The sequence below is a fragment of the Hallella bergensis DSM 17361 genome, assembly GCF_000160535.1.
Taxonomy (GTDB): domain Bacteria; phylum Bacteroidota; class Bacteroidia; order Bacteroidales; family Bacteroidaceae; genus Prevotella; species Prevotella bergensis.
The window spans coordinates 192,890-213,685 of record NZ_GG704784.1; the positions used below are offsets into that span (position 1 = coordinate 192,890).

Annotated in this window: 21 protein-coding genes; 10 read left to right on the top strand and 11 right to left on the bottom strand. The window is 46.7% G+C overall.

Annotation, left to right across the window (positions count from 1 at the left end; all coding sequences use genetic code 11):
* Positions 1–90 precede the first annotated feature (90 nt).
* Positions 91–1,266: a hypothetical protein gene (locus tag HMPREF0645_RS12285; RefSeq protein WP_007175371.1), complete on the top strand. Its 1,176-nt coding sequence runs from the start codon at positions 91–93 to the stop codon at positions 1,264–1,266.
* A 201-nt stretch (positions 1,267–1,467) separates the two neighbouring features.
* Here the strand turns inward: HMPREF0645_RS12285 and HMPREF0645_RS12290 are convergent, their stop codons facing one another.
* The 9 genes from HMPREF0645_RS12290 to HMPREF0645_RS12330 form a co-directional block, all read right to left on the bottom strand.
* Positions 1,468–3,645: a pectate lyase family protein gene (locus HMPREF0645_RS12290; RefSeq protein WP_007175372.1), complete on the bottom strand. Its 2,178-nt coding sequence runs from the start codon at positions 3,643–3,645 to the stop codon at positions 1,468–1,470.
* Positions 3,642–4,094 carry a T9SS type A sorting domain-containing protein gene (locus tag HMPREF0645_RS12295; RefSeq protein WP_007175373.1) on the bottom strand — a complete coding sequence of 151 codons (453 nt, stop codon included), beginning with the start codon at positions 4,092–4,094 and terminating at the stop codon, positions 3,642–3,644. Before HMPREF0645_RS12295 ends, HMPREF0645_RS12290 begins: the two co-directional genes overlap by 4 nt.
* A 163-nt stretch (positions 4,095–4,257) precedes the next feature.
* Positions 4,258–4,680 (bottom strand): hypothetical protein, encoded by a 423-nt coding sequence (locus HMPREF0645_RS12300; protein ID WP_007175375.1) that lies wholly within the window; start codon positions 4,678–4,680, stop codon positions 4,258–4,260.
* Between the two features lie 39 nt (positions 4,681–4,719).
* Positions 4,720–5,196, bottom strand: coding sequence for a hypothetical protein (locus tag HMPREF0645_RS12305; RefSeq protein WP_007175376.1), 477 nt, complete (start codon positions 5,194–5,196; stop codon positions 4,720–4,722).
* A gap of 66 nt (positions 5,197–5,262) precedes the next feature.
* Positions 5,263–5,685 (bottom strand): hypothetical protein, encoded by a 423-nt coding sequence (locus tag HMPREF0645_RS12310; protein ID WP_007175377.1) that lies wholly within the window; start codon positions 5,683–5,685, stop codon positions 5,263–5,265.
* A gap of 38 nt (positions 5,686–5,723) precedes the next feature.
* Entirely contained in the window at positions 5,724–6,197 is a 474-nt protein-coding gene (locus HMPREF0645_RS12315) for a hypothetical protein (RefSeq protein ID WP_245544032.1), read from the bottom strand.
* 119 nt (positions 6,198–6,316) lie between these two features.
* Positions 6,317–6,739: a hypothetical protein gene (locus HMPREF0645_RS12320; RefSeq protein WP_007175379.1), complete on the bottom strand. Its 423-nt coding sequence runs from the start codon at positions 6,737–6,739 to the stop codon at positions 6,317–6,319.
* A gap of 71 nt (positions 6,740–6,810) precedes the next feature.
* Positions 6,811–7,377, bottom strand: a complete 567-nt coding sequence (locus HMPREF0645_RS12325) for a hypothetical protein (RefSeq protein ID WP_156777934.1) — start codon at positions 7,375–7,377, stop codon at positions 6,811–6,813.
* Positions 7,378–7,673: 296 nt separating this feature from the next.
* Complete coding sequence (locus HMPREF0645_RS12330) at positions 7,674–9,206, bottom strand: OmpP1/FadL family transporter (protein ID WP_007175381.1); 1,533 nt, start codon at positions 9,204–9,206, stop codon at positions 7,674–7,676.
* A gap of 893 nt (positions 9,207–10,099) precedes the next feature.
* On the opposite strand from HMPREF0645_RS12330, the gene HMPREF0645_RS12340 reads away from it, so the two are divergent.
* A complete protein-coding gene (locus tag HMPREF0645_RS12340) occupies positions 10,100–10,993 on the top strand; it encodes a globin family protein (protein ID WP_007175383.1) in 894 nt (297 codons plus the stop codon).
* Positions 10,994–11,538: 545 nt separating this feature from the next.
* The gene (locus tag HMPREF0645_RS13500) at positions 11,539–11,679 is read left to right on the top strand and encodes a PepSY-like domain-containing protein (protein ID WP_272866897.1); all 141 of its coding nucleotides are present in this window, start codon (positions 11,539–11,541) and stop codon (positions 11,677–11,679) included.
* A gap of 90 nt (positions 11,680–11,769) precedes the next feature.
* Here the strand turns inward: HMPREF0645_RS13500 and HMPREF0645_RS12345 are convergent, their stop codons facing one another.
* Positions 11,770–12,951, bottom strand: a complete 1,182-nt coding sequence (locus HMPREF0645_RS12345; RefSeq protein ID WP_007175384.1) for a hypothetical protein — start codon at positions 12,949–12,951, stop codon at positions 11,770–11,772.
* A gap of 380 nt (positions 12,952–13,331) precedes the next feature.
* Positions 13,332–13,514, bottom strand: coding sequence for a hypothetical protein (locus HMPREF0645_RS14385; protein WP_007175385.1), 183 nt, complete (start codon positions 13,512–13,514; stop codon positions 13,332–13,334).
* Positions 13,515–13,807: 293 nt separating this feature from the next.
* Between HMPREF0645_RS14385 and HMPREF0645_RS13040 the strand changes: the two genes are divergently transcribed.
* The 7 genes from HMPREF0645_RS13040 (at position 13,808) to HMPREF0645_RS12385 (ending at position 20,642) form a co-directional block, all read left to right on the top strand.
* A complete protein-coding gene (locus HMPREF0645_RS13040) occupies positions 13,808–14,281 on the top strand; it encodes a hypothetical protein (protein WP_007175387.1) in 474 nt (157 codons plus the stop codon).
* A gap of 5 nt (positions 14,282–14,286) precedes the next feature.
* Positions 14,287–14,715 (top strand): D-Ala-D-Ala carboxypeptidase family metallohydrolase, encoded by a 429-nt coding sequence (locus tag HMPREF0645_RS12360; protein WP_007175388.1) that lies wholly within the window; start codon positions 14,287–14,289, stop codon positions 14,713–14,715.
* Between the two features lie 270 nt (positions 14,716–14,985).
* On the top strand, positions 14,986–15,471 hold the full coding sequence (locus HMPREF0645_RS12365) for a ferritin (RefSeq protein WP_007175390.1): 486 nt from the start codon (positions 14,986–14,988) through the stop codon (positions 15,469–15,471).
* 346 nt (positions 15,472–15,817) lie between these two features.
* On the top strand, positions 15,818–17,044 hold the full coding sequence (locus HMPREF0645_RS12370; protein ID WP_007175392.1) for an ROK family transcriptional regulator: 1,227 nt from the start codon (positions 15,818–15,820) through the stop codon (positions 17,042–17,044).
* Positions 17,045–17,103: 59 nt separating this feature from the next.
* Complete coding sequence (locus HMPREF0645_RS12375; protein ID WP_007175393.1) at positions 17,104–17,328, top strand: hypothetical protein; 225 nt, start codon at positions 17,104–17,106, stop codon at positions 17,326–17,328.
* Positions 17,329–17,548: 220 nt separating this feature from the next.
* A complete protein-coding gene (locus tag HMPREF0645_RS12380; protein ID WP_007175394.1) occupies positions 17,549–19,432 on the top strand; it encodes an FAD-dependent oxidoreductase in 1,884 nt (627 codons plus the stop codon).
* Between the two features lie 22 nt (positions 19,433–19,454).
* Positions 19,455–20,642 (top strand): n-acyl-d-glucosamine 2-epimerase, encoded by a 1,188-nt coding sequence (locus HMPREF0645_RS12385; protein WP_044123677.1) that lies wholly within the window; start codon positions 19,455–19,457, stop codon positions 20,640–20,642.
* Positions 20,643–20,796: the final 154 nt, after the last annotated feature.

Here is a 20,796-nt window from a genome sequence, read left to right on the forward strand (position 1 = left end):
AACAAAATATTTATAGAGAAAATATGCTCCTTGTAATTAAAGTTATGTACCTTTGACGCACGATTTGTAAACCATTTAAATCACAACTCTATGACAACAAAATTACGCACCGCGCTTTTATTTGCGCTATTCATGTTGACTAACTTGGCACATGCCGAACAAGTTACATTCGATTTATCCAGGTACACCAGTTGCAAACTCTTCGGATTTGAAGCTCCTTCATCAAAGAATTCTCATCAAGGAGACATTCTCGAAGAAAAAACCGCCAAGATTGACGAAGTGAGCATCACCGTGACACCCAATCCAAATGAAGCGTATCCCAACAAGATGTGGACCAACTCCCTGCGGCTTTTCGGTGGCAAACTCATCATTAAGGCACCCAAGCCCATCAAGGAAATCGACATGAAGCTGAATTATGACAAGTGGGGCGAAGGAAACACTGCCAACGTAGGCACTCTCACCAAGGGACACTGGGAAGGAAATGCTGAAACCGTGGAAATCAACATTGCGAAGAACACGCGTTTTGAGCAGATTGTCGTGAAATACGGAGACATCACTCCACCCGTAGACAAGACCTACACCATCCACGACCTCTGCCAGAGCACCGAAGACCTGACCGATATCAAAATTGAACTCAAAGATGCCAAGGTGCTCTACTGCTTCTACACCAACGCCTGGATTCGTCAGGGCAATGATGCCATCATGCTCTACTTGACGGGTATTAACTATGATACCAACAACGTAATTAACGGAACATTCAGAGCTGACTTCCAAAATTATAAAGGCACACCCGAAATCAAGGGAAACTTCATGACAACCAACGCTGATAATCTGGTAATAGCGCATAGCACTGAGAATCCGGAACCACGCGCAATAACCTTTGAGGACCTTCAAGCCAAGAAATATATCTCTGACTTGGTAGAACTGAAAGACATGGACGTAACTGTAGAAGAAGACTTCGAGGGGACAATTTACTCTATGGTTAAAAACGGAGAGAAAATACAACTCTACAACAAGCTCAAGCTTGACATGGAGGCGGTAGAGAACGGCAAATACACCGTGAGGGGTATCGTGACACTCCACGATGGAAAAGCTCAGCTCTACCCCACCAAGCTGACACCGTCTACCACCGGCATCAACAGCCTCCATGCCACCACCGAATCCAATCAACAGCCCGTATGGAACTTGATGGGACAGCGTGTCGGAACGGGTTACAAGGGCATTATTATCCGTAATGGAAAGAAAGTCATTTCCCGCGTGCGCTGATCTGCCATCTTAACCTAAGTTCCCTCTACGCATAGGGAGCACAATTTCACCGCGTCGCTGACAAGGGCACTTCGCCCCGCCAGCGACGCGGTGATAATTTATAGAACCAGCCTCAACTAAGCTGTCGGCAACCTATTGGTCAGGAAAAAAGGCAATCCGACCATCGCCATACCCGAAATGAAAACCTAAAGAAAATTTGTTCTATGGCTCCATCACGATGAGGAAGAGATTTCGTATATCCTGCTTTGTGATCGTATGCTCTCCGGCCGGCAGCGAGTCGAAGGTGTAGGTGCTGCCGGTGCCCACAGTCTTCTTGCCGTCAAACTTGAAGCTCGCGGTCTCGGTGTCGGCAAAGACGAGCGTAAGCTTCATGGTTTTCGTCGTGGTGAAGGAGATGTTGGTGCTCGATTCCATTTTCAGGCAGGTGTTGTAGGTTTTGCCGTTATAGGTGGCCGTACCCTTGCTGTTGGAGCCGTTGCCCATTACGGTGAAGAGCGATGACGAAGGCGTTCCGGCCTTGTCGAAGCTACACACCACAGCACCCTCCACAGGCGTCTCGCCACCCGCACTCGGGTCTTCGCCTCCGGGTTTTTCTCCGGTTCCGCCCTCGTCGCCACTGTTGCCACCCGATGTGGTATCGGCTCCGACATAACTGTCGAGCAGGGCGGCCAGACTCTTATTCACACCGTAGTCCTTGTCGTCCACGCTGTTGTTGAAGGCGAATTGCAGGTCGCCGTGATTCAATCGGCCGGCACCGTAATAGCCCGTTACCTTGCCGGGCACATCAGCAGCCTCATCGGGGGTATAGGCATACATCAGGGAAGCATTGGTGTCGAAGTTGTCGTAGGTCGTTCCGCCCCTGAGCGTCACCACCGCAGCGGGCACCTTATCCTCGCGCATGGCCACCTCGTAGCAGTCGAAGCTGGTGTGATTGCTGCTCCATGTGATGGGATTGTAGTAGCTGGAGTTGCCCGTTTCGGCAAAGATGTTGCCGTAGGCTTTGATGATGCCGCCGTTTTCGCCGGAGAATGTTCCGGTACCCTTGGCGTCGGTGCCTTGCAACGAACTCAGCAGGGGTTTGTTGGTGGCGCGGAAATAGTTGTTTTCGGCAAAGATGCTCGACCCCGATGTGGCACCGATGCCGTATTTGGACACACCGTCGAAATAGTTATTGTAGAGATGTACCGACATCGTGCGCACCCGGGCATGCCGCGAGTCGCTGTGGTCAAACCAGTTGTGGTGATAGGTGATGTAGTTGGGGCCCGACTCGCTCTTCATGCCTGCCATCGACGACTTGCCCGTATCCCAGAAATGGCAATAGCTGATGGTGACAAACTTGGAGTTTGACTTCACGTCGATGGCACCGTCGCCCTTGGCATGGTCGCCGCTTCCGCTCTTGCCGTAGAACACGTCGATATTGTGTATCCAGATATTGCTGTTGTCCGTGTCGAGCGATATGCCATCGTCCATCTGTCGCATGATGCCCAGATTGCGGAATTCCACGCTTTTGGCGTTGCGCACCAAGAAGCCGAAACCCTTGATGGTGGCATCCTCGCCAATGCCCTCAATGGTGATGTTCAGTTCGCTGTCTGCATGCCTGCCCTTCAACTGTATGCCCTCGGTGCTACTGCCGAAAGCATCTACATCGGCGGCACTGATGAGACCTTTGATGCGAATGGCCAGCGGCTCGCTCACGTTACCCTTCTCGTATGCCTTGATAATGCCCTGCAGTCCGGTGAACGTTCCCGACGACAGCTTGGCGGTCACGGTCTTGGCATTCTGTGCATCCACATAAATCACCTTTGCGCCCGACTTCAGCGTGCCGTCGTCGTTGTAGGCTCCCACGCCCTGATAGTCCTTGTGGGCAAATCCGGAGCGGTCGTAGTTCACCACCCGGAGCAACCCGGTTTCCGATGTCCGGTCGGGGCGCTCCTTGCCGTCCACCACCGGCACCACGCGCAGTCTGTAGTAGCCTGCGCGCAGTCCCACCACGTCGGCGCGTCCGTATGCGGCGTAGAGACGCACGAGCGGCGCGTCGATCGCCATCCAGTCGGCATAGTCGCCACCTTGTATATATACGTTGTAGGTCGCACCTTCCATCAGATCCCATTCCACATAGGCCGACTCCTGCCAGCCCTGTGCCCTGCGAATGGCGTTTTGCTTCTGAAAACTGATGGTGTTCACCTTACCGTCGTAGACCGTCGCATCGCCCACGGCGGGGTTTACCGTTACTTTCGTTTTGTCAAAGTCGATACTCTTCAGCGTGCCGGTCTCATACGTCTCCACCTGTCCGCTGTTCAACATGAGATTCACCTTGTTTTGTGCCACCGCAGTCTGGGCAAACAGAAGAACGGCCGCGAGTATGTAACTGTGTTTCATTGCTTTTGAAATTTAATGATGTTACTGCCCGCTCTCACAATATACATGCCGGTAGCGAGGCTCTCCAGCGAGAAGCGCACACGGCTGCCCGGCGAGGTGGTCTGCATGCGCAGGCGTCCGCCCGTGTCGTAGATGGCAATGCGCTCGCCGGCCGCAATGCCGTCCATCACAAGTTCGTTGCCCACCGCCGCAACGGCGGCCGCAGTCTTGATACGCGCAATGCCAGTGGTGTTGGGCAGGGTGATGGTCACCGTTGCCATGTCTTCGGACCGATCGGCTGCGCCATCAGTAAAGTGCAGCACCACGTTATCGCCCTCAAAAGTAATCTGCGACAGGATGTTCTCCACCGGTGTGCCGTTCACGACAACCACGGGGTCGGCAGTCCCCGCAGCAACCGGTACGGTGAGCAGCGACAAGGCCGTCGCCACAAGGATGTGTCTGTAGGTCATGATTTTGTTTGTTTTAAAAGTTGTTGATTAGTTTGTCTGTCTGCAAAGATAGCATTTTTCAGAGAAAGCTCAAACGTTTCTGAGGAAAATACAGCTGCAAGCCCACGGCTCACATCAAAACAAGGCGCCACACCAGTACTCCATGCAATACATGCGCTTACAGTTAAAGCGTGATAACCATCTCCCTTCTTACCGGAATAAATTCGTTGTCTCCCGATTTCTGATAAAGGAAATTGAATACGGCCTCCAACTTCGTTACGTGATACTTCGTTGTATAAGGAGATAAAGCAAATTCGAACCGATAAGTCTCACCCGGCTTGATCACCCTCAAATATTTATCATCAGGTAACACATCAATATCAATACAACGAAGCTCACCAGTTGATGTCGTATAATATACTAAACAGTAACTCTGCATGTTCGGGAAAAAACCTCTCCGAAGAAATAAATCGTATTTCGTGTTATTCTTGAGTTTATAGGTTACTGTTGTCTTTTCCTGATCAACAGAAAAGTCCACCTCGTATGCCTGCGCATAGCTTAACATGCACATCAACCAAGCCATTGCTATTAATACCAATCGTTTCATCTATCTAATGCTTTTGCTGTCTGATTCAATAAGATTCTGCTACCATAACACGGTTTTCCGAAATTCAGTCTTATAAGTATCCTGTTCCGTAGCTTTCTCACCTCTTTCCTGTTTAGGATCTACAATTCTGGCATCTATTTTTACAAGTACTTCAACTTTATATATATCGTTACTGTCAAACCATCTTCTCAGTTTATGGATATACCTATTTGTTGTATGTGGATAAAGAAAAGCTCCCCTCAAATAACTGGTCTGATGGAATTGTTCGTCATAAATTAACCTCCTAATACTATACAGTAAATTGTCCTCCCTATCCTTATAAGTAAATGTAACTGTGTTCAGAAATTTAAAGGAATCACCAAATTCCTTTGTTCTAAGATTATAATAAACATCACTTTTGCTTTCCAAGAGCAAAACAACATCCTTGTTCTTTGCATCATAGTCCATCCGAATATCAATCTGTGCATATCCTCGAATGAAAGAAAACAAACACATGAGTATGATAACATTTCTCATTTTAAGTTATGTTAAAATGATTTTTCTAAAACAGAATTCTGTTCAACCCCATAAGATTCTTCACTTCTATTCAAATTCAATCGTTCTCTCTATTCTTTCCGGCACCAGTTCTTTTGTCGGTTTCTGATAAACAAATGTGAAAACACCCTCTAATTTTATGATATGATTCTCCTTCTTATAAGGTTTCAAATCTATTTCATAGAGATAAGTTGCTCCTGGTTTTATGGGCATTACAGCATTCTTATCAGGTATTACATCTATATCAAAACAATCTATTAATCCACTTGATGAGATGTAATATACCGTACAATAGCTCTTCAAATCTGTAAAATGTCCCTTGAGCAACGCAAGCATAAATTTTGTGTTATTCTTGAGTTTATAGGTTACTGTCGTCTTTTCCTTATCAACAGAAAAGTCCACCTCGTATGCCTGCGCATAAGTTGACATGCACATCAACCAAGCTATTGCTATTAATACCAATCGTTTCATCTATCTAATGCTTTTGCTGCTGATTCAATAAGATTCTGCTACCATAAGACGGTTTTCCGAAATTCAGTCTTATAAGTTTCCTGTTTCGTAGATTTCCCACCCCCCTTTCGATTTGGATCTACAATTCTGGCATCTATTTTTACAAGTACTTCAACTTTATACACATCATCACCATCATACCATCTTCTCAGTTTATGGATATACCTATTTGTCTCGTGCGGAAATAGATATCTCCCTTTACCACGTGGCTGGTGAAACTGCTCGTCATAAATAAATCTCTCCGCATGCCCGAGCACATGCCCCTTGCTATCTTTGAAGGTAAATGAAATTGAGTTTAAATATTTGTAGTAATTACCATAGTCGATTGGGATAAAATTAAAATAGCTATCTGTTTTATTATTCAAGGATAGAGTAACTACTTTTGTCTTTGAGCTATATTCCACCCCAACAGCTATCTGCGCCATCCCCTGAATAGAGAATACAAGGCATATCATCAATATGTAACGTCTCATGTCAAAATTATATTAAACTGTTATTTTGTTTCCAATATAGATATGAGTTGCCATTAGTCTCCATTGAGGAATATTTTACTGTATCACACCAGTAACACATGCAACACATGGGCTTTTCATTAAAGCGTAATGACCTTCTTCATTCGTACAGGAGCTAAATCATCGTTTGCCGATTCCCGATAAAGAAAATCGAAAACACCCTCCAACTTCGTTACGTGATATTTCTTTCTGTAAGATGATAATTCAAATTGGAACTGATAAGTCTCACCCGGCTCTATAACCTTTACTCTTTTTTTATCAGGAATTACATCGATATCAGCAAAACCTGTTTCTCCATTTGGTAAAGCATAAAACACCATACAACAACTCCTTAAATTTGAGAAGAATCCCTTAAAAACGAATAGATAATCTTTTGTATTGTTTTTTATTTTATAGCTTACTGTTGTCTTTTCCTGATCAACAGAAAAGTCCACCTCGTATGCCTGCGCATAGGTTGACATGCACATCAACCAAGCTATTGCTATTAATACCAATCGTTTCATATATCTAATGTTTTTGCTACCTGATTAATATTGTTTCACACCAGCCAGTCATGCAATCGGTTTCATACTTTTCATAATCTATTTATTTTTGTTGTTAATGACAAATCTTTGGAATATGTGAAATTAAAATCCCCATACGTGACTTCCTTTTGAGTGGCTGCCCCTTTCCTATCAATAGTTTGTCGTTGAACAATTACATGATATGCAGTTTCATCCAAACCTTCCAACGTTAACACTAAATCGTAATCACATATACAATTTGTGTCATCAGTGGATTTCTCAGTCAAGATAAGTGTCTTCCCTTCAACTTTTAAATCTATTTGAATAAGGGCTTCACAACTTAAGGTTACATTGCCATGTTCTATCCTAAGTTTTCCATCCGGCATCGCTTTTAAAGAGATTGCATCTTTGTCAATGTCATCGGTTTGCAGAACTGAATTTGATAGGTAATTCGAATGATCAACAAGATTCGATTTGGTAGTACTGACAACTTTACAGCCAGAATGTGTGAAATTCAATAATACAGGATGCTCTGACTTTTCCACAGGGTTATCAGAATTACTGCTACATGCAATCATCATTAAAATTCCCAATAATAAAATTGGAAATCGGGACAGAAATAAGAAACGAGTTTTCATACACTTAAGTTTAAATCTTTACTGTAATTGGTATCCGTAGTATCATTAATTCCAACAATAGTTAGAATAGATTCCTATGGTTACAAAGATAAAAACTTATTGTATATATCCTGTTAAGAAAAACGAAAAAAATAAGATTCCTTTCTGATACAGTAGCAGAGCACGTGTAAGAATGTTTGAGCGCAGAAGTCAGAGAGTTTAACTCCTGCTGCTCAAACGTCGGATTTTAGCATGCGCTCATGCCAAAATCGTGAAATATAAGTATTGGTTTTTGACCGTAGTTTTCAGGACTGTCGTTAGAAATCAATGTCAAGTCCTGCCCCCAGCACGTGATTGGTACGGGTGTAGTCGGCCGTGTATTTGCCGCCGGGAGCTGTCTCTGCAGTTTTCTGATGCCCATACAGCGTGCAGAAATAAGCCAGATTGAGGCTCATCTTCTTACTCAGGTGAAGCCGAACACCGGCTCCCACGGAGTTTGAACTGACCACAAACGACTTGTCGTCCATATATTCCGGCGTGAGGCCGTAGTTGGTGTTTTGCCATCCCGCACTCACGGTGACCGTTTTGTTGGCGTCATATTCCACACCGGCGTTAAACTCCATGGTGCCGCGCTTGAGCTTGTCTTCGCGGTGGTTGTATGCTCTGGCCTGCTTGTCCCAAAAATAGTGGAAACCCACATTGAGGCGCAGCGGGTCGATGGGACTGTAGCCCACGCCCATCGTGAGCAGGGCGGGAATGTCACCATGCACTGTCTTGCCGTCTTCGAACTCGCCGACGGCATCTTCCAACGCGTTGTCAAACATGGTCTTCACCCCTTGCATCGTCTTCGCAACGGTAGGCTCGGTCAAGATGGCCTTGGAGGCATCGAGCGGTACGCCGGCTTTGCCTAACATGAGCGCAAGGTTGGCCGGCAGGTTTCCGATACTCGGAGCCACATTCACCGACTTGTTGCTCAGACGAAGCTGCGTTTTAAACTCGTATTTCACGGCGAAGTTCCATCGTCCGGTTTTATAGTCGAGACCGAGTATGGGCGTGAATCCCACACCGCTCTGGTCACAGTTCAGCTCAATGTCGGCCGAGCCGGTTTTGGAGGCGTCGAGCAGTTTGTAGAGCGGCATGTTGCCCACCTTGATATTCCTCACGTAGCCATAGTAGTTGGTCAGCGCATACACCCCTCTGACGCCGGCAAACACACCGAGTTTGGGGCTCACCTTGTAGGCCGCGCCGAGCGACAGCCCGTAGTAGTATTGGCGGCCGCGCATGTAGCTGTCGAAGGAGTAGTTGCCGGTGCTGCCCAGATAGGCGTCACTGCTGAACATGCGACCTCCGGGTACGGCTACGGCGTCGATGGTGCGTGCCAGTCCGACGGCAGCGAGTGCAGTCTCAGACACAATCTTCTCGAAACTCCCCAATCCGTCGTCAAAAGTACATTTACCACCGCCGCCGCCCACGGCAAAATTGGACTGAAAAGAAAAGTTTTTCCAGTTGTAGGCAAACTGTATGGAGGGCACTGCGGGGGCAAACGACTTGCCTTTGAAGGTGCGTTGGGTGTTTGGCTGCTTGGGGTTGTTAGCAAACAGTGGATATTCATTCTTGATGGTCCGACTCTGGAAGACGGTCTGCCAGTTCAGAGAGAGGTGAGCTCCCGGATTGAGAAAAACCACTCCTGCCGGGTTGGCGTAGACACCGTCCACCCCTATACAGGCATCGCGCGAAAAGTGACGATTGAAAGCAACATTCTGATTGGTGTTGGTGAGCAAACCACCAGCATACGTGTTGTGTGCGACAGTCATCGCGCACACTGCAAAAAACAATTTAAATTTATTCATCTTAAAAAGTTTAAAAATAATTGGCCGCAAAGGTAACTATTATGTTCTAAATGTCACCTATTCTACCTAAAACGTTTAAATATATTAACAAAAAGGGGCCAAGGAAAGTAAGTTTTGTGCATTCAATAACAGGGTGTGTCAATGACTTACTGAGTGACCTTGGGGTTATAACAACTGTCAAGCAGAGCGATTGACCATGATCCACAGGAAGATTCCCGACGTCATCTGATGATGATCAGCGGTTGTGAATGTTTGCCGAATGGTTCCTTCAAAAGTCAAGTTTGAGCATACGTCCCTTCCAAAATCGTAAAATATAATGATTATTTTTCGGTCGTAGTTTTCGGGGCAACCAGAAAGAAAAGCGCCATCTTTTTTCGGCATCATCGCGACAAGCATAACTCAAATTTGTCAACTTGTGGCGATTGAAGTCTTCTCATCGTGTGGTTAAGCCTTAGCGGCTGCGCGAAAGCGTCTTCCTTGCACTGCGTTTCAGGCCTTTCCGCTATGCCGTTCGATACTCCATCGCAAGCGAAAAAATCGCAGAAAAACCTCGATTTTTCAAAGCCACTGGCAGTCAACCATTTGCAAACCACCGCCTGTTTGACGTATTTCGAGTGAAGGCCAACTTATTTTCAAATCCGCGAAAATTTAGAGGCCTTTTGTCAATAGTTTTAACCCTTTTTTGATGCTTCACTAACGAAGTACGGGATGAGCGCGACCTTGCCAAGGTAATCCGTAGGGGCGTGATCAATGACGTTGGTGGAAAGGAAAGGTAGCTTTCAGAAAAAAATTGTTTAACTTTGCACCTCCTTATGGAATCCGCCGTTGAAAACCATGGTGGTCATACCATTGAAATGAATAGTTAGACAAACGTCTTTAAAAAGAAAGCACAAATGAAATTTTTAGAATCAAGCCATTTATTGTACGTAACGGTTGTTGCTATCGCACTTGTTTTATCTTCTTGCAACTCCGAAACCGATATACCGGAAAACACCGATAACCTGCCGGAGGCTGTTCCCCAAGATTTCCACAACCGCTGCGGAGACATCACCATTGATCACGTTTACATAGGCAATGACTTTTACCGCCATACCGGCCAGCAGGAAACATCTATATTCTCGTCAGACAAGGCTGGGAATGAATATGCTGTGGTATATCTTAACAATGTGTGGAATCGCACCATCAAGACGCTGCCCGCCATTAACCAATTGCCCTATAAAGTGCTGCAACGGCTGTTCCATGAAAACCCTGAGGCCCGTAAAAACGAGTTTCGTGAAATAAAGGAAATGTCGCAGACTTGCATCAACGACAAATACTACATACTGTCATATCTGCAGGACACACCCACTGAGAAAAACCTCGTTCACACACTTGTCATCGGCAGCGACGGAACGATACTCAAGTCGTGCAAATACACGTTGAATCTGCCGGTCAATGCGCGTCCGCTATCTACTGATATTGATTGGATTTCCAAACGCTACAGCGGAGCTGTGACACTTGGTTATGTCAACGACCTGGGCTCTGACAACTACCTCGTCATACACAACGGCGTGTTGAAGTCTGTTTTCTTTAAAACATCCAACTTCGACACAAAGTGGGAAGAAACAACTTATGCGTTGCCAAAAGGCGCGACAGTGCCAAACAACATACTTGAATCATTGCACACCACCCATGCCGACTTCACCTATACAGAAGTCATGTGCGTTGAAAATCCGAGTGGCAATTATTATCATTTTATTGACGGAACCGACCCAAACCGTCAAGGGTATTATGTCGAGGCGATCTAAAGGCAAATTTTATCTTTAGGAAATGTATCCATGCCATGGGCAGGCCAGGGAAGAAATCGCAACGTCTATTGGTTCCTTCCACATTTGGTGTGATCATTGATGAGTGATACTTCACAACCGGAGTCCGGGATGAGAACGGGCCTGTCAAGATAATCCATAGGGGCGAGATCAATGTAATAAGCAAAAGGTCGAGGTTGTATTCATCAACAGGATGGGTCTGCGTCTTCCCTTCGATGGCACCGTACTGAGTGGTTGTTGCATGTTTTGCAACAACCATATCTTTTCCTAACTCACTATCGTCAACTTAACCTCAAGCAAACAGCAGGTTGCTCTGAGTAGTTAGGGTCTGCTAATTTATTTCTTTCACGCAACCTTGTGGTGTAGTTTCCTGATTTAGGTTGACTACCTTAGAAGCTTATCCTTAGAAAAAGTTGACTCAGTTAAACATTAAAACTGATTATAGTTGACTTCCGTTGTTTTATCTGAATATCATTTTTTGCCAGTATTATTATTGATATTCATATTAACCCTTAATTCCACAACACATCAGAAACTACCTGAAGGATAATTATGCAGAACACCCAGTGAGAAAGATTGAAATCAACAGGAATGAATACGAGGTGGAATTTGCCAATGGATTGGACTTGACTTTCAACAAGCATTTCCGACTGATCGATATTGACTGATCAGCAATAACAAAATAAAACCGGCTGACTTTAGGCTATTAGCTTGAAATCAGTCGGTTTTGTATTTTCTGAAAAATCATTTATGAAAAACTACCGGGCGTTGTCGTGCTCGTGAATTACAGCCTTCTGGGCATCGCTGTAGCTGTCCCAGCTTGTTTTGTAGTTCTCATTTCCACCTACAACCTTCATCAATCCGCCCATTATGCCAACCATAAAGTCATAAGTGCCGTTGGATTTGTAGAAATCCACGAGATCCTTACCCATAATACCATCAAACATCCATTTCCTGAAGCTCTTTGCCACATTTTGCTTGGTAGTGGCTCCACTCTTCACCTGTGGCGCAGACTGCTGCTGATAAAGTGCGCCATGCTGCTGGCTGTCAGTTGACGACACTCTTGCATTAGGATCCTGTCTGATGCCCCAATATACATCCTTATTGCCGAAGCTGCCCTCCGTCATGCAAAGGAACTGATTGTTGAATATGGGCATACTGTCAAAGTAATTCGACAGTATTTTTCTCTTTTCCGCCTCCGAGCGGTCGCTATCATAGAGCAATTCTACTATCTTCCTGCGGTCGTCGGACGTGATGAGCACCATTCCCACAGTATTATTTTTCACAGGATACACAACAAGGTTGTCCTCATCCAGGAACATATAGCACGCGTCGTACTTAGGGCTCATTATATAGCTTATGTCGTCGTATCCATAAACAACGTCTTCTGCCTGCATACAATTATACGCGTCGGTTATAGTCATTGTGGCGCAATAGTGAGGGTCATCGTCATTCAAGTCGAGCGTAACGTATACCGAACCAAGCATATATTCCTTGTCAGGCGACAAAACATTCCAGCAATATTTCTCCATTCTGCTGCCCCATTCATTCTTGGCGACAACGTTCTCAAAGACAGCATTCGGGTAGGCTTTGCGGATGTCCGAAAGCAGTTGCACAAACTTCGGTTTCGCGTCACTCAAGCAACGGTCGAACGTGGAAACCGAGATTTTCGTTATTCTGCCATTTTTCTGGTCATAGGATATGGTTGCCAAGTCACCATCCAACACCCCCGTGGTGTATCCTCCAATCAAATAGGCCAAATCATTAGGATCGTTGTGCGTGAACTCCAGATTATTGGCACTCAACTTTTGTCGGAACGCCTGAAGGCTCTCGGCAAAAGAAACTCCTCGATATGTCATGTGATGCCCGTCAGCGATATTTTGCGCGTGAGCGTTCATGATTAATGACATAAATGCAATCAACAAAAAGATCTTTTTCATACCCTTAATTCCGCAACACTATTATAAATTAAACTTTTTAAGTACCTGAGCAACATAAAGTTCTTGCTTTGGCAAGCGGCCCAGGATTTTGTCATGTCGAAGAATTCACTTATCTTAGTGTTGCAAAAAACAAGAGAATCCGGCGATAGACATGGCGAAGATACAGATTAAATCTGAGAGACTCACTCCTTTTGGGGGATTATTTTCGGGTCATGGAGCAATTTGACTCCACATGATCATCTGTAATCGACTCAACCCTCGGTCTAAGGTGTAGATCAGACAGATTTTGGATAACGCCTACAACTTATGGGAATGATATTGTGTATTGCCTCAAGTCACATTGTGGGGTAAGGGGATATTGTAGGCCGCAAGCGGGTGTTTCAGTTCAAATCATCAAATTCAGTAATGAGAGGACGTGTAAACGCAAGAAGGACGTTCAAGGGCTTAGTTGCGGATTTGAGGATAAGCAAAAGATCGAGGTTGTAATCATCAACAGCATGGGGCTGCGTCTTCCCTTCGATGGCACCATGCTGAGTGGTTGTTGCATGTTTTGCAACAACCATTTCTTTTTCTAACTCACTATCGTCAACTTAGCCACAGGCAAACAGCAGGTTATTGTTGGGTATTTACAGTGGATTATGCTATACACATCTGGTGTTTTCCGATGGTTTGTTTTAACATTTACGAGGGGCAAAATAAGCTGTTTTGAAGAAATACTTCACATCGAATCCAACAATAATTAAACCACAAAAGCTTATTTGGGGTAACTCCGACAAACGTCTATCTTTGCCACAGAGACATGCCGGAAGCATAGAGAAATTGATATTTTAAAACCATTACAAACTTCTATAACAACATGAATATTCTGTCAAAAACAGCAGCGCCAAACTTAGGCGCAAGTCATTCCCCAGCGGGGGCAAGTGCAGAACAGTTTGCTGAGACTCAGATCCAAGCCTTCGAGTTGCGCCGGAAAGCGTTGGGCAGGCTTACTGCCGATGTACACTGGCTCGCAGGCAGACCCAGCAACAGCATCAGATGGATGAGCACACGACGTGACCTCGTGGAAATGATTGACCTCGCATGGATGCAACGCACACTGACCGACCGCCAGGGAAGACCCTATTCGCGCCGACAACTTGCCCGTCGGGTCTTCGCCGTGGTGGGTCAGTCCATGCCACACAGTTTAGAGCGCGTGGTGTCGCAGATACGCGAGCGGGCAACGGCCGAATTGTCCATCCTGTACAGGTATCAGCAGTTCGTCGACGAACCCAACATCCTTCAGCGCTTTTGCAAACCACGGACGAACACATCCTTAATTTTTAACATATAAATATCATGACAAAACAAGAAAAACTACACCTATCGGATCATTTCACACTCTACGAACTCACCCGATCGGGTACAGCCATCGACCACGACCTTCCCAACGTGCCCAACCTGCAACAGGAGCAAGCCTTGAGGAATCTGGCCCTCAACATTCTGGAACCCCTGCGTCGACAGTTTGGGCCGGTGATTGTATCGAGCGGTTTCCGCACGCGTCAGGTCAACCGCCTCGTGGGCGGTGCTCCGGCCTCACAGCACACACGGGGCGAGGCTGCCGACATTGTGATCAACAACACAGACCGCGGCCTGCGCATGTATTCCTTTATCAAGACGCGCCTCGACTTCGACCAACTCATCCTCGAACCCATCGGCTCCCCCACCCCACGATGGCTGCACGTGAGTTATACGACAAGAAGGAAGAACCGACAGATGACGCTGTGAGCAGGAAGCAGGGCAAGTCTGGTCAGAACGTGGAGTCCATTCCCCTTCCCGGGAAGAGTGACCACGCGCTGATATCAGCGGATAGGCGCTGGTTTATGATTTGAAAAAATGCTAATTTATTTTTTTATATCATCGCTTTTGTCTATCTTTGTCATGCAGAGCAGCAGAAATGACCTCTGCCCAAGACTCTGCCCAAGCCGTACTGAAACCCTCACCGGGTTTCGGTCAACTGTTGCAGATTTATCAATCATTTTAATACTACAAAACATCATGGACATCAACAAGAAAATGCAAGACGCATTCAATGCGCAGATTAAAGAAGAAATGTACTCGTCGAACCTCTATCTCCAGATGGCATTCTGGTTTCGCAAGGAAGGCTGGCGAGGCTTTGCCAACTGGATGGTCAAGCAAAGCGAAGAGGAAAAGCATCATGCCATGGACATGGCCAATTTTGTATTGAGCCGTGGCGGCGAGGTGCTACTCACCGATATTCCTGCCGTGAAAACCGAATGGAAAGATCCGCAGAATGTATTTGAAGAGGCTATGGCTCATGAGCAGCATATCTCCGACCTGATCAGCAAGCTGGCTAACGTGGCCGACGAGGAGAACGACCGCGCATCGGCCAACTTCTGCGACAAATACGTGGAAGAGCAGGTAGAGGAGGAAGCCAGCGTGCGCGACATCCTGAACCTCTTCCGCCACCGCGAGGGTTCTGCCATCCCGCACATCGACGAGATGATTGGCGAAAGGGAGTAACCCCAAGCTGGATTCAACAATGAGTAGGAGGTAAACACTGATCACAGGAGTTTATCTCCTACTTACGTGTTTACCAACCTCTTACACCACCACGCCAGAATAAAATGGGACATAGAAGGCAAACGCTTTTCTTGTTGAAAGCGAAGCACTTCTAATCTATTGATTTGTCACCAAATTTCGTGAGTTTAATCAAGGATATTTTAAACACTTTGTTGTCTATCATCACATTGCCCAGAAGAACAAATCTTTTGTGGATTTTCTGTTGTTCAGCCAACACATTTTGCTTATCTTTGCATCATCCTTTCACGGAGCACCTCATGCGACACCCCACAGGGAGAAATAAACTATGCCAAAGACTATACCTATGAGATTAGCGGATTTGGAGAAGAAAAAAAACGTCAACTACAAGAACCTCATCAAGTCGCTTATGTATGACGGCGGAGCCACCATTCCCGAATTGTCCAAAAAGCTCAACGTAAGTATTCCCACAACCACAAAGATTATCAACGAACTCGCTGAGATGGGATATGTCATGGAGAACGGCAAACGCGAACAGACACATGGCCGTATTCCTACCATCTATGACCTTTCACCTACATCGGGCTACTTCTTGGGCATAGACCCCAATCACGACTCCTTGGGCATAGCACTGTGCGATTTCAGTGGTCGCATCATCAACGAGCAAACCAATATTGCGTTCCAATTGGAAAACTCGCAGCAATGCCTTGACGAGCTTTTAGTCAAGGTTAACGACTACATCAGCAGTATTGACATCGATCCTGATAAGATATTGCAGGCATCAATGAATGTTTCTGGACGCGTCAATCCATTCGAAGGAATAAGCTACAGCTTCTTTAATTTTTTAGAGCAACCCTTGGATCGTTATCTCACCAATGCCATTGGCATACCCACATGCATAGAGAACGACACACGAGCCATGGCCTTTGGCGAATTTCTCGCAGGATGCTGCAATGGAGCGAAAAACGTGGTATTTGTCAATGCAAGTTGGGGCATCGCCATCGGTATTATCGTTGACGGCGAACTCTACTTTGGTAAGTCGGGCTTTTCGGGTGAGTTTGGACACATGCACGCCTACGACAACGAGGTGCTGTGCAGGTGCGGCAAGAAAGGATGTGTCGAGACCGAGGTCTCCGGTATGGCCTTATTGCGCAAGACCATACGCAGTGTGACCAACGGCGAGCGCTCCATTCTGTCAGACAAGCTCCTGAAAGAGAAGAAGAAGCTTACTTTGTACGACGTGCTGGATGCCATTGAAAAGGAAGACACGCTCTGCATAGGCATGCTGCAAAAAATAGCCACAGAATTAGGCAAGGGTTTAGCCGGCATCATCAATATATTCAATCCAGAGGTGCTGGTCATTGGAGGCGAACTCTCTCAGACTGGTGATTACATCACACAACCCGTTCAAATGGCCATCAAAAAATACTCGCTCAATATTGTCAACGAAGATTCTGAGGTGGTGACATCCTCCTTGCAAGAGCGCGCAGGTCTGGTTGGCGCATGCCTGGTGGCAAGAAGCCGGGCTATATCGCCTATCGGGAGACAGTCATGACAACCTACGAAAAAAAAGGAGAAGCGTGCAATTTAACATGACTGCCCAACCCGATCCACGTGGATGGTGCAAGCCGCGTGGGTGATGCAAGCTATAACGACTACCCCCGTATTGGCTTTTACACCGCTTGGAAACCTGCCAAGCCCCTGCTTGACGATCCTTTTACCGACCGTTTTGTGCTCACTTGTATAAACTCCACCACACCTGCCATTACCCCACAATCTGCCCGCCGACCTATTGCAAACCCATGTGATGTGAAAAAAGACAGCCATGCTAAGTCATAGCTAATGTAGGCTATATATAATAAGGTGACAAGATAGCGTAGAAAAGGCGTTATTAATAAATTATTTTATTTTACTCACCCCCTATTATTTATAAACTTTTTTTATTTAGCCCTTTATTAAATAATTTATTTTATTTCCCTTGGATGTTTAAAGAAAAACATTTATATTTGTCACATCAAATAAGAACCTAAACAAAAACCACTAAAATCAGAAACTACCTATGAAAAGAAGAGCACGTGCATACAGTCTCATTCTTTTTTTGCAAATTGTTTTAGCCACCGCCGCATTTGGCAAGTTGGCAAAGGTAGACGTGCTGGTGGCAGGCGGAGGTGCCAGCGGTGTGGCTGCTGCATTGCAGTCAGCACGCATGGGCATGCGTGTTTTAGTGGTCGAGGAGACCCCTTGGTTAGGCGGAATGTTGACGGCAGCCGGCGTGAGTGCCATTGATGGCAACTACCGACTGCCGTCCGGCATATTCGGAGAGTTCAGAGAAGAGCTTGCCCGTCACTATGGCAGCATGGACTCATTGGCCACCGGATGGGTGAGCAAGGTGCTGTTCGAGCCTTCAGTAGCCAACCGCATACTGCAAGAAATGGTAAGTCGGGAGAAAAACATTACCGTCTGGAAACGATGCCACATCAAACAAATAGAGAGGACAAACAAGCTTTGGCACCTGACGACAAGCATGGAAGACGGAGCGACAGCCGTGGTAAAAGCACGCATAGTGATAGACGCCACCGAGCTGGGCGACATCGCCGCACAATGTGGCGTGGGGTATGACGTGGGCATGGAAAGCCGACAAGACACACACGAGGACATAGCATTGGAACAAGCGAATAATGTGGTACAAGACCTCACCTACGTAGCCGTCCTGAAAGACTACGGTCGCGATGTGTCGATGCCCAAGCCCGAAGGTTACGACCCCTCGGCGTTTGCGTGTTGCTGCATCAACCCATTGTGTGTCTCGCCCAAGGAACCCAACCGGATGTGGCCAGCCGACAAGATGATGACCTACGGACGTTTGCCCAATGGCAAATATATGATAAATTGGCCCATAGAGGGCAACGACTTCTACACAAATCTTGTGGAGATGTCGCCCGCGGAGCGAGACAAGGCTCTGCGGCAGGCCAAACTGCACACCCTTCGCTTTGTCTACTTTATCCAAAACGAGTTGGGGTACAGACATTTGGGATTGGCCGACGACGAGTTTCCCACCGAAGACCTGCTGCCATTCATACCCTATCACAGAGAGTCGAGACGCATACACGGCCTGGTGAGGTTCACCATGAGCCACGTGTCAGACCCATACGGGCAGTCTGAGCCGCTGTATAGGACAGGCATTGCCGTAGGCGACTACCCCGTGGATCACCACCATGCACGCTACAAGGAGAGCCACACGCTGCCCGACCTTCACTTCCACCCCATACCCTCATTCGGCTTGCCATTGGGCACACTCATTCCACGCGATACTAAGGGGCTGATTGTGGCCGAGAAATCAATATCCGTGTCGAACCTCATCAATGGTTCCACACGGCTGCAACCCGTAGTGGTGCAGATAGGACAGGCCGCCGGAGCTTTGGCCGCCATAGCCTTGAAACAAGGCAAGGAAGTGGCAGATGTGGCCGTAAGAGACGTGCAAGACGCCGTGCTATCGGCCGGCGGATATTTGCTGCCCTACCTTGACGTTCCGGCCGACAACCCTCGATTTAAGGCTTACCAGCGCGTAGGCGCGACAGGATTATTAAAAGGAACGGGCAAAAGCGTGGACTGGAGAAACGAGACCTGGCTCAGGGCCGACAGCACGTTGACCGGTTCTGATTTGACAGGCATGTACGACCTTTACAAACATTGGAGACGATTGGGCGGCACCCTGCCCCACTCTGCCATGACGGTGAGAGAGGCCTTAAAACTCATCAACAACGTGGCCAAAGCCGAACACATACCCACAAGCAAGAGCATTGACGAGATAAGCAAGCGTTTTGATTTGATGCCCTTGGACGAAAGTCGACATATCTCACGTGGCGAGATGGCAGTGTTGTTGGATCAGCTGTTAGACCCTTTCCACTGGAAACAGGTTGACATGCGTGGCAAATACGAAGAATAATTATCTTAAAAATATCATAAAGATGGAGAACTACAAAAAGTTGGCAGCCCAATACAAGGGCGAACTATTGGAAAAGGTTGTGCCTTTTTGGCTCGAGCACTCACAAGACCACGAGTATGGCGGTTATTTCACATGTCTGGATCGCAAGGGAAACGTCTTCGACACCGACAAATTTATTTGGCTGCAATGCCGGGAAGTGTGGCTGTTTGCCATGCTATATAACAAGGTGGAAAGAAATGAGGAATGGCTGAACTGTGCTATCCAAGGAGCCGAGTTCTTGAAAAAACATGGGCACGACGGACAGTACAACTGGTATTTCTCGTTAGACAGAACAGGCAAACCATTGGTCGAGCCATACAACATCTTCTCGTACACCTTCGCCGCCATGGCCTTCGGACAGCTCAGTTTGGCCACAGGCAATGACGAATATGCCACCATCGCCAAAAAAACTTTCGACATCATCCTGTCGAAAGTGGACAATCCCAAAGGCAAGTGGAATAAAATACACCCGGGAACACGCGACATGAAAAACTTCGCACTGCCCATGATACTCTGCAACTTGGCCTTGGAGATAGAGCATCTTCTTGACGAAGACTACCTACTCGAGACCATGGAGACATGCATACATGAAGTGATGGACGTGTTTTACCGGCCAGAGCTTGGCGGCATCATCGTGGAAAACGTGAGTGCCGACGACAAATTGGTGGACTGTTTCGAGGGCAGGCAGGTAACGCCGGGCCATGCCTTAGAGGCCATGTGGTTTATCATGGACTTGGGCAAACGTCTGGAAAGACCCGAACTGATAGAAAAAGCCAAGGACATCTCGCTTACGATGTTAGAATATGGATGGGACAAGGAGTACGGCGGTCTGTACTATTTCATGGACCGCAACGGCTATCCTCCCCAACAATTGGAATGGGACCAGAAGCTGTGGTGGGTACACATAGAGACACTTATATCCATGCTCAAGGGCTATCAGCTCACTGGCGACAAGAGATGTATGGACTGGTTCAAGAAGGTGCACGAATACACGTGGACACATTTCAGAGACGCCGAGTATGCTGAATGGTACGGATACCTCAACAGGCGCGGCGAGGTGTTGATGCCGCTGAAGGGTGGTAAATGGAAAGGTTGCTTCCACGTGCCTCGCGGCATGTACCAATGCTGGACCACGTTAGAAAAAATAGTCAAGGCAGACGCCACAAAATAAACCAAGCCATGACAAGCAGGAGAAACTTTATCAAGCAAATCTATGAAGCAACAACATTGTACTATCAGCCTTTTATTCCTGACTCTACTTGTTTTTGTAGCATGTGGCTCAAAGGAACCCATAGATTATTGGGGACAAGACAAACAAAAGGAAG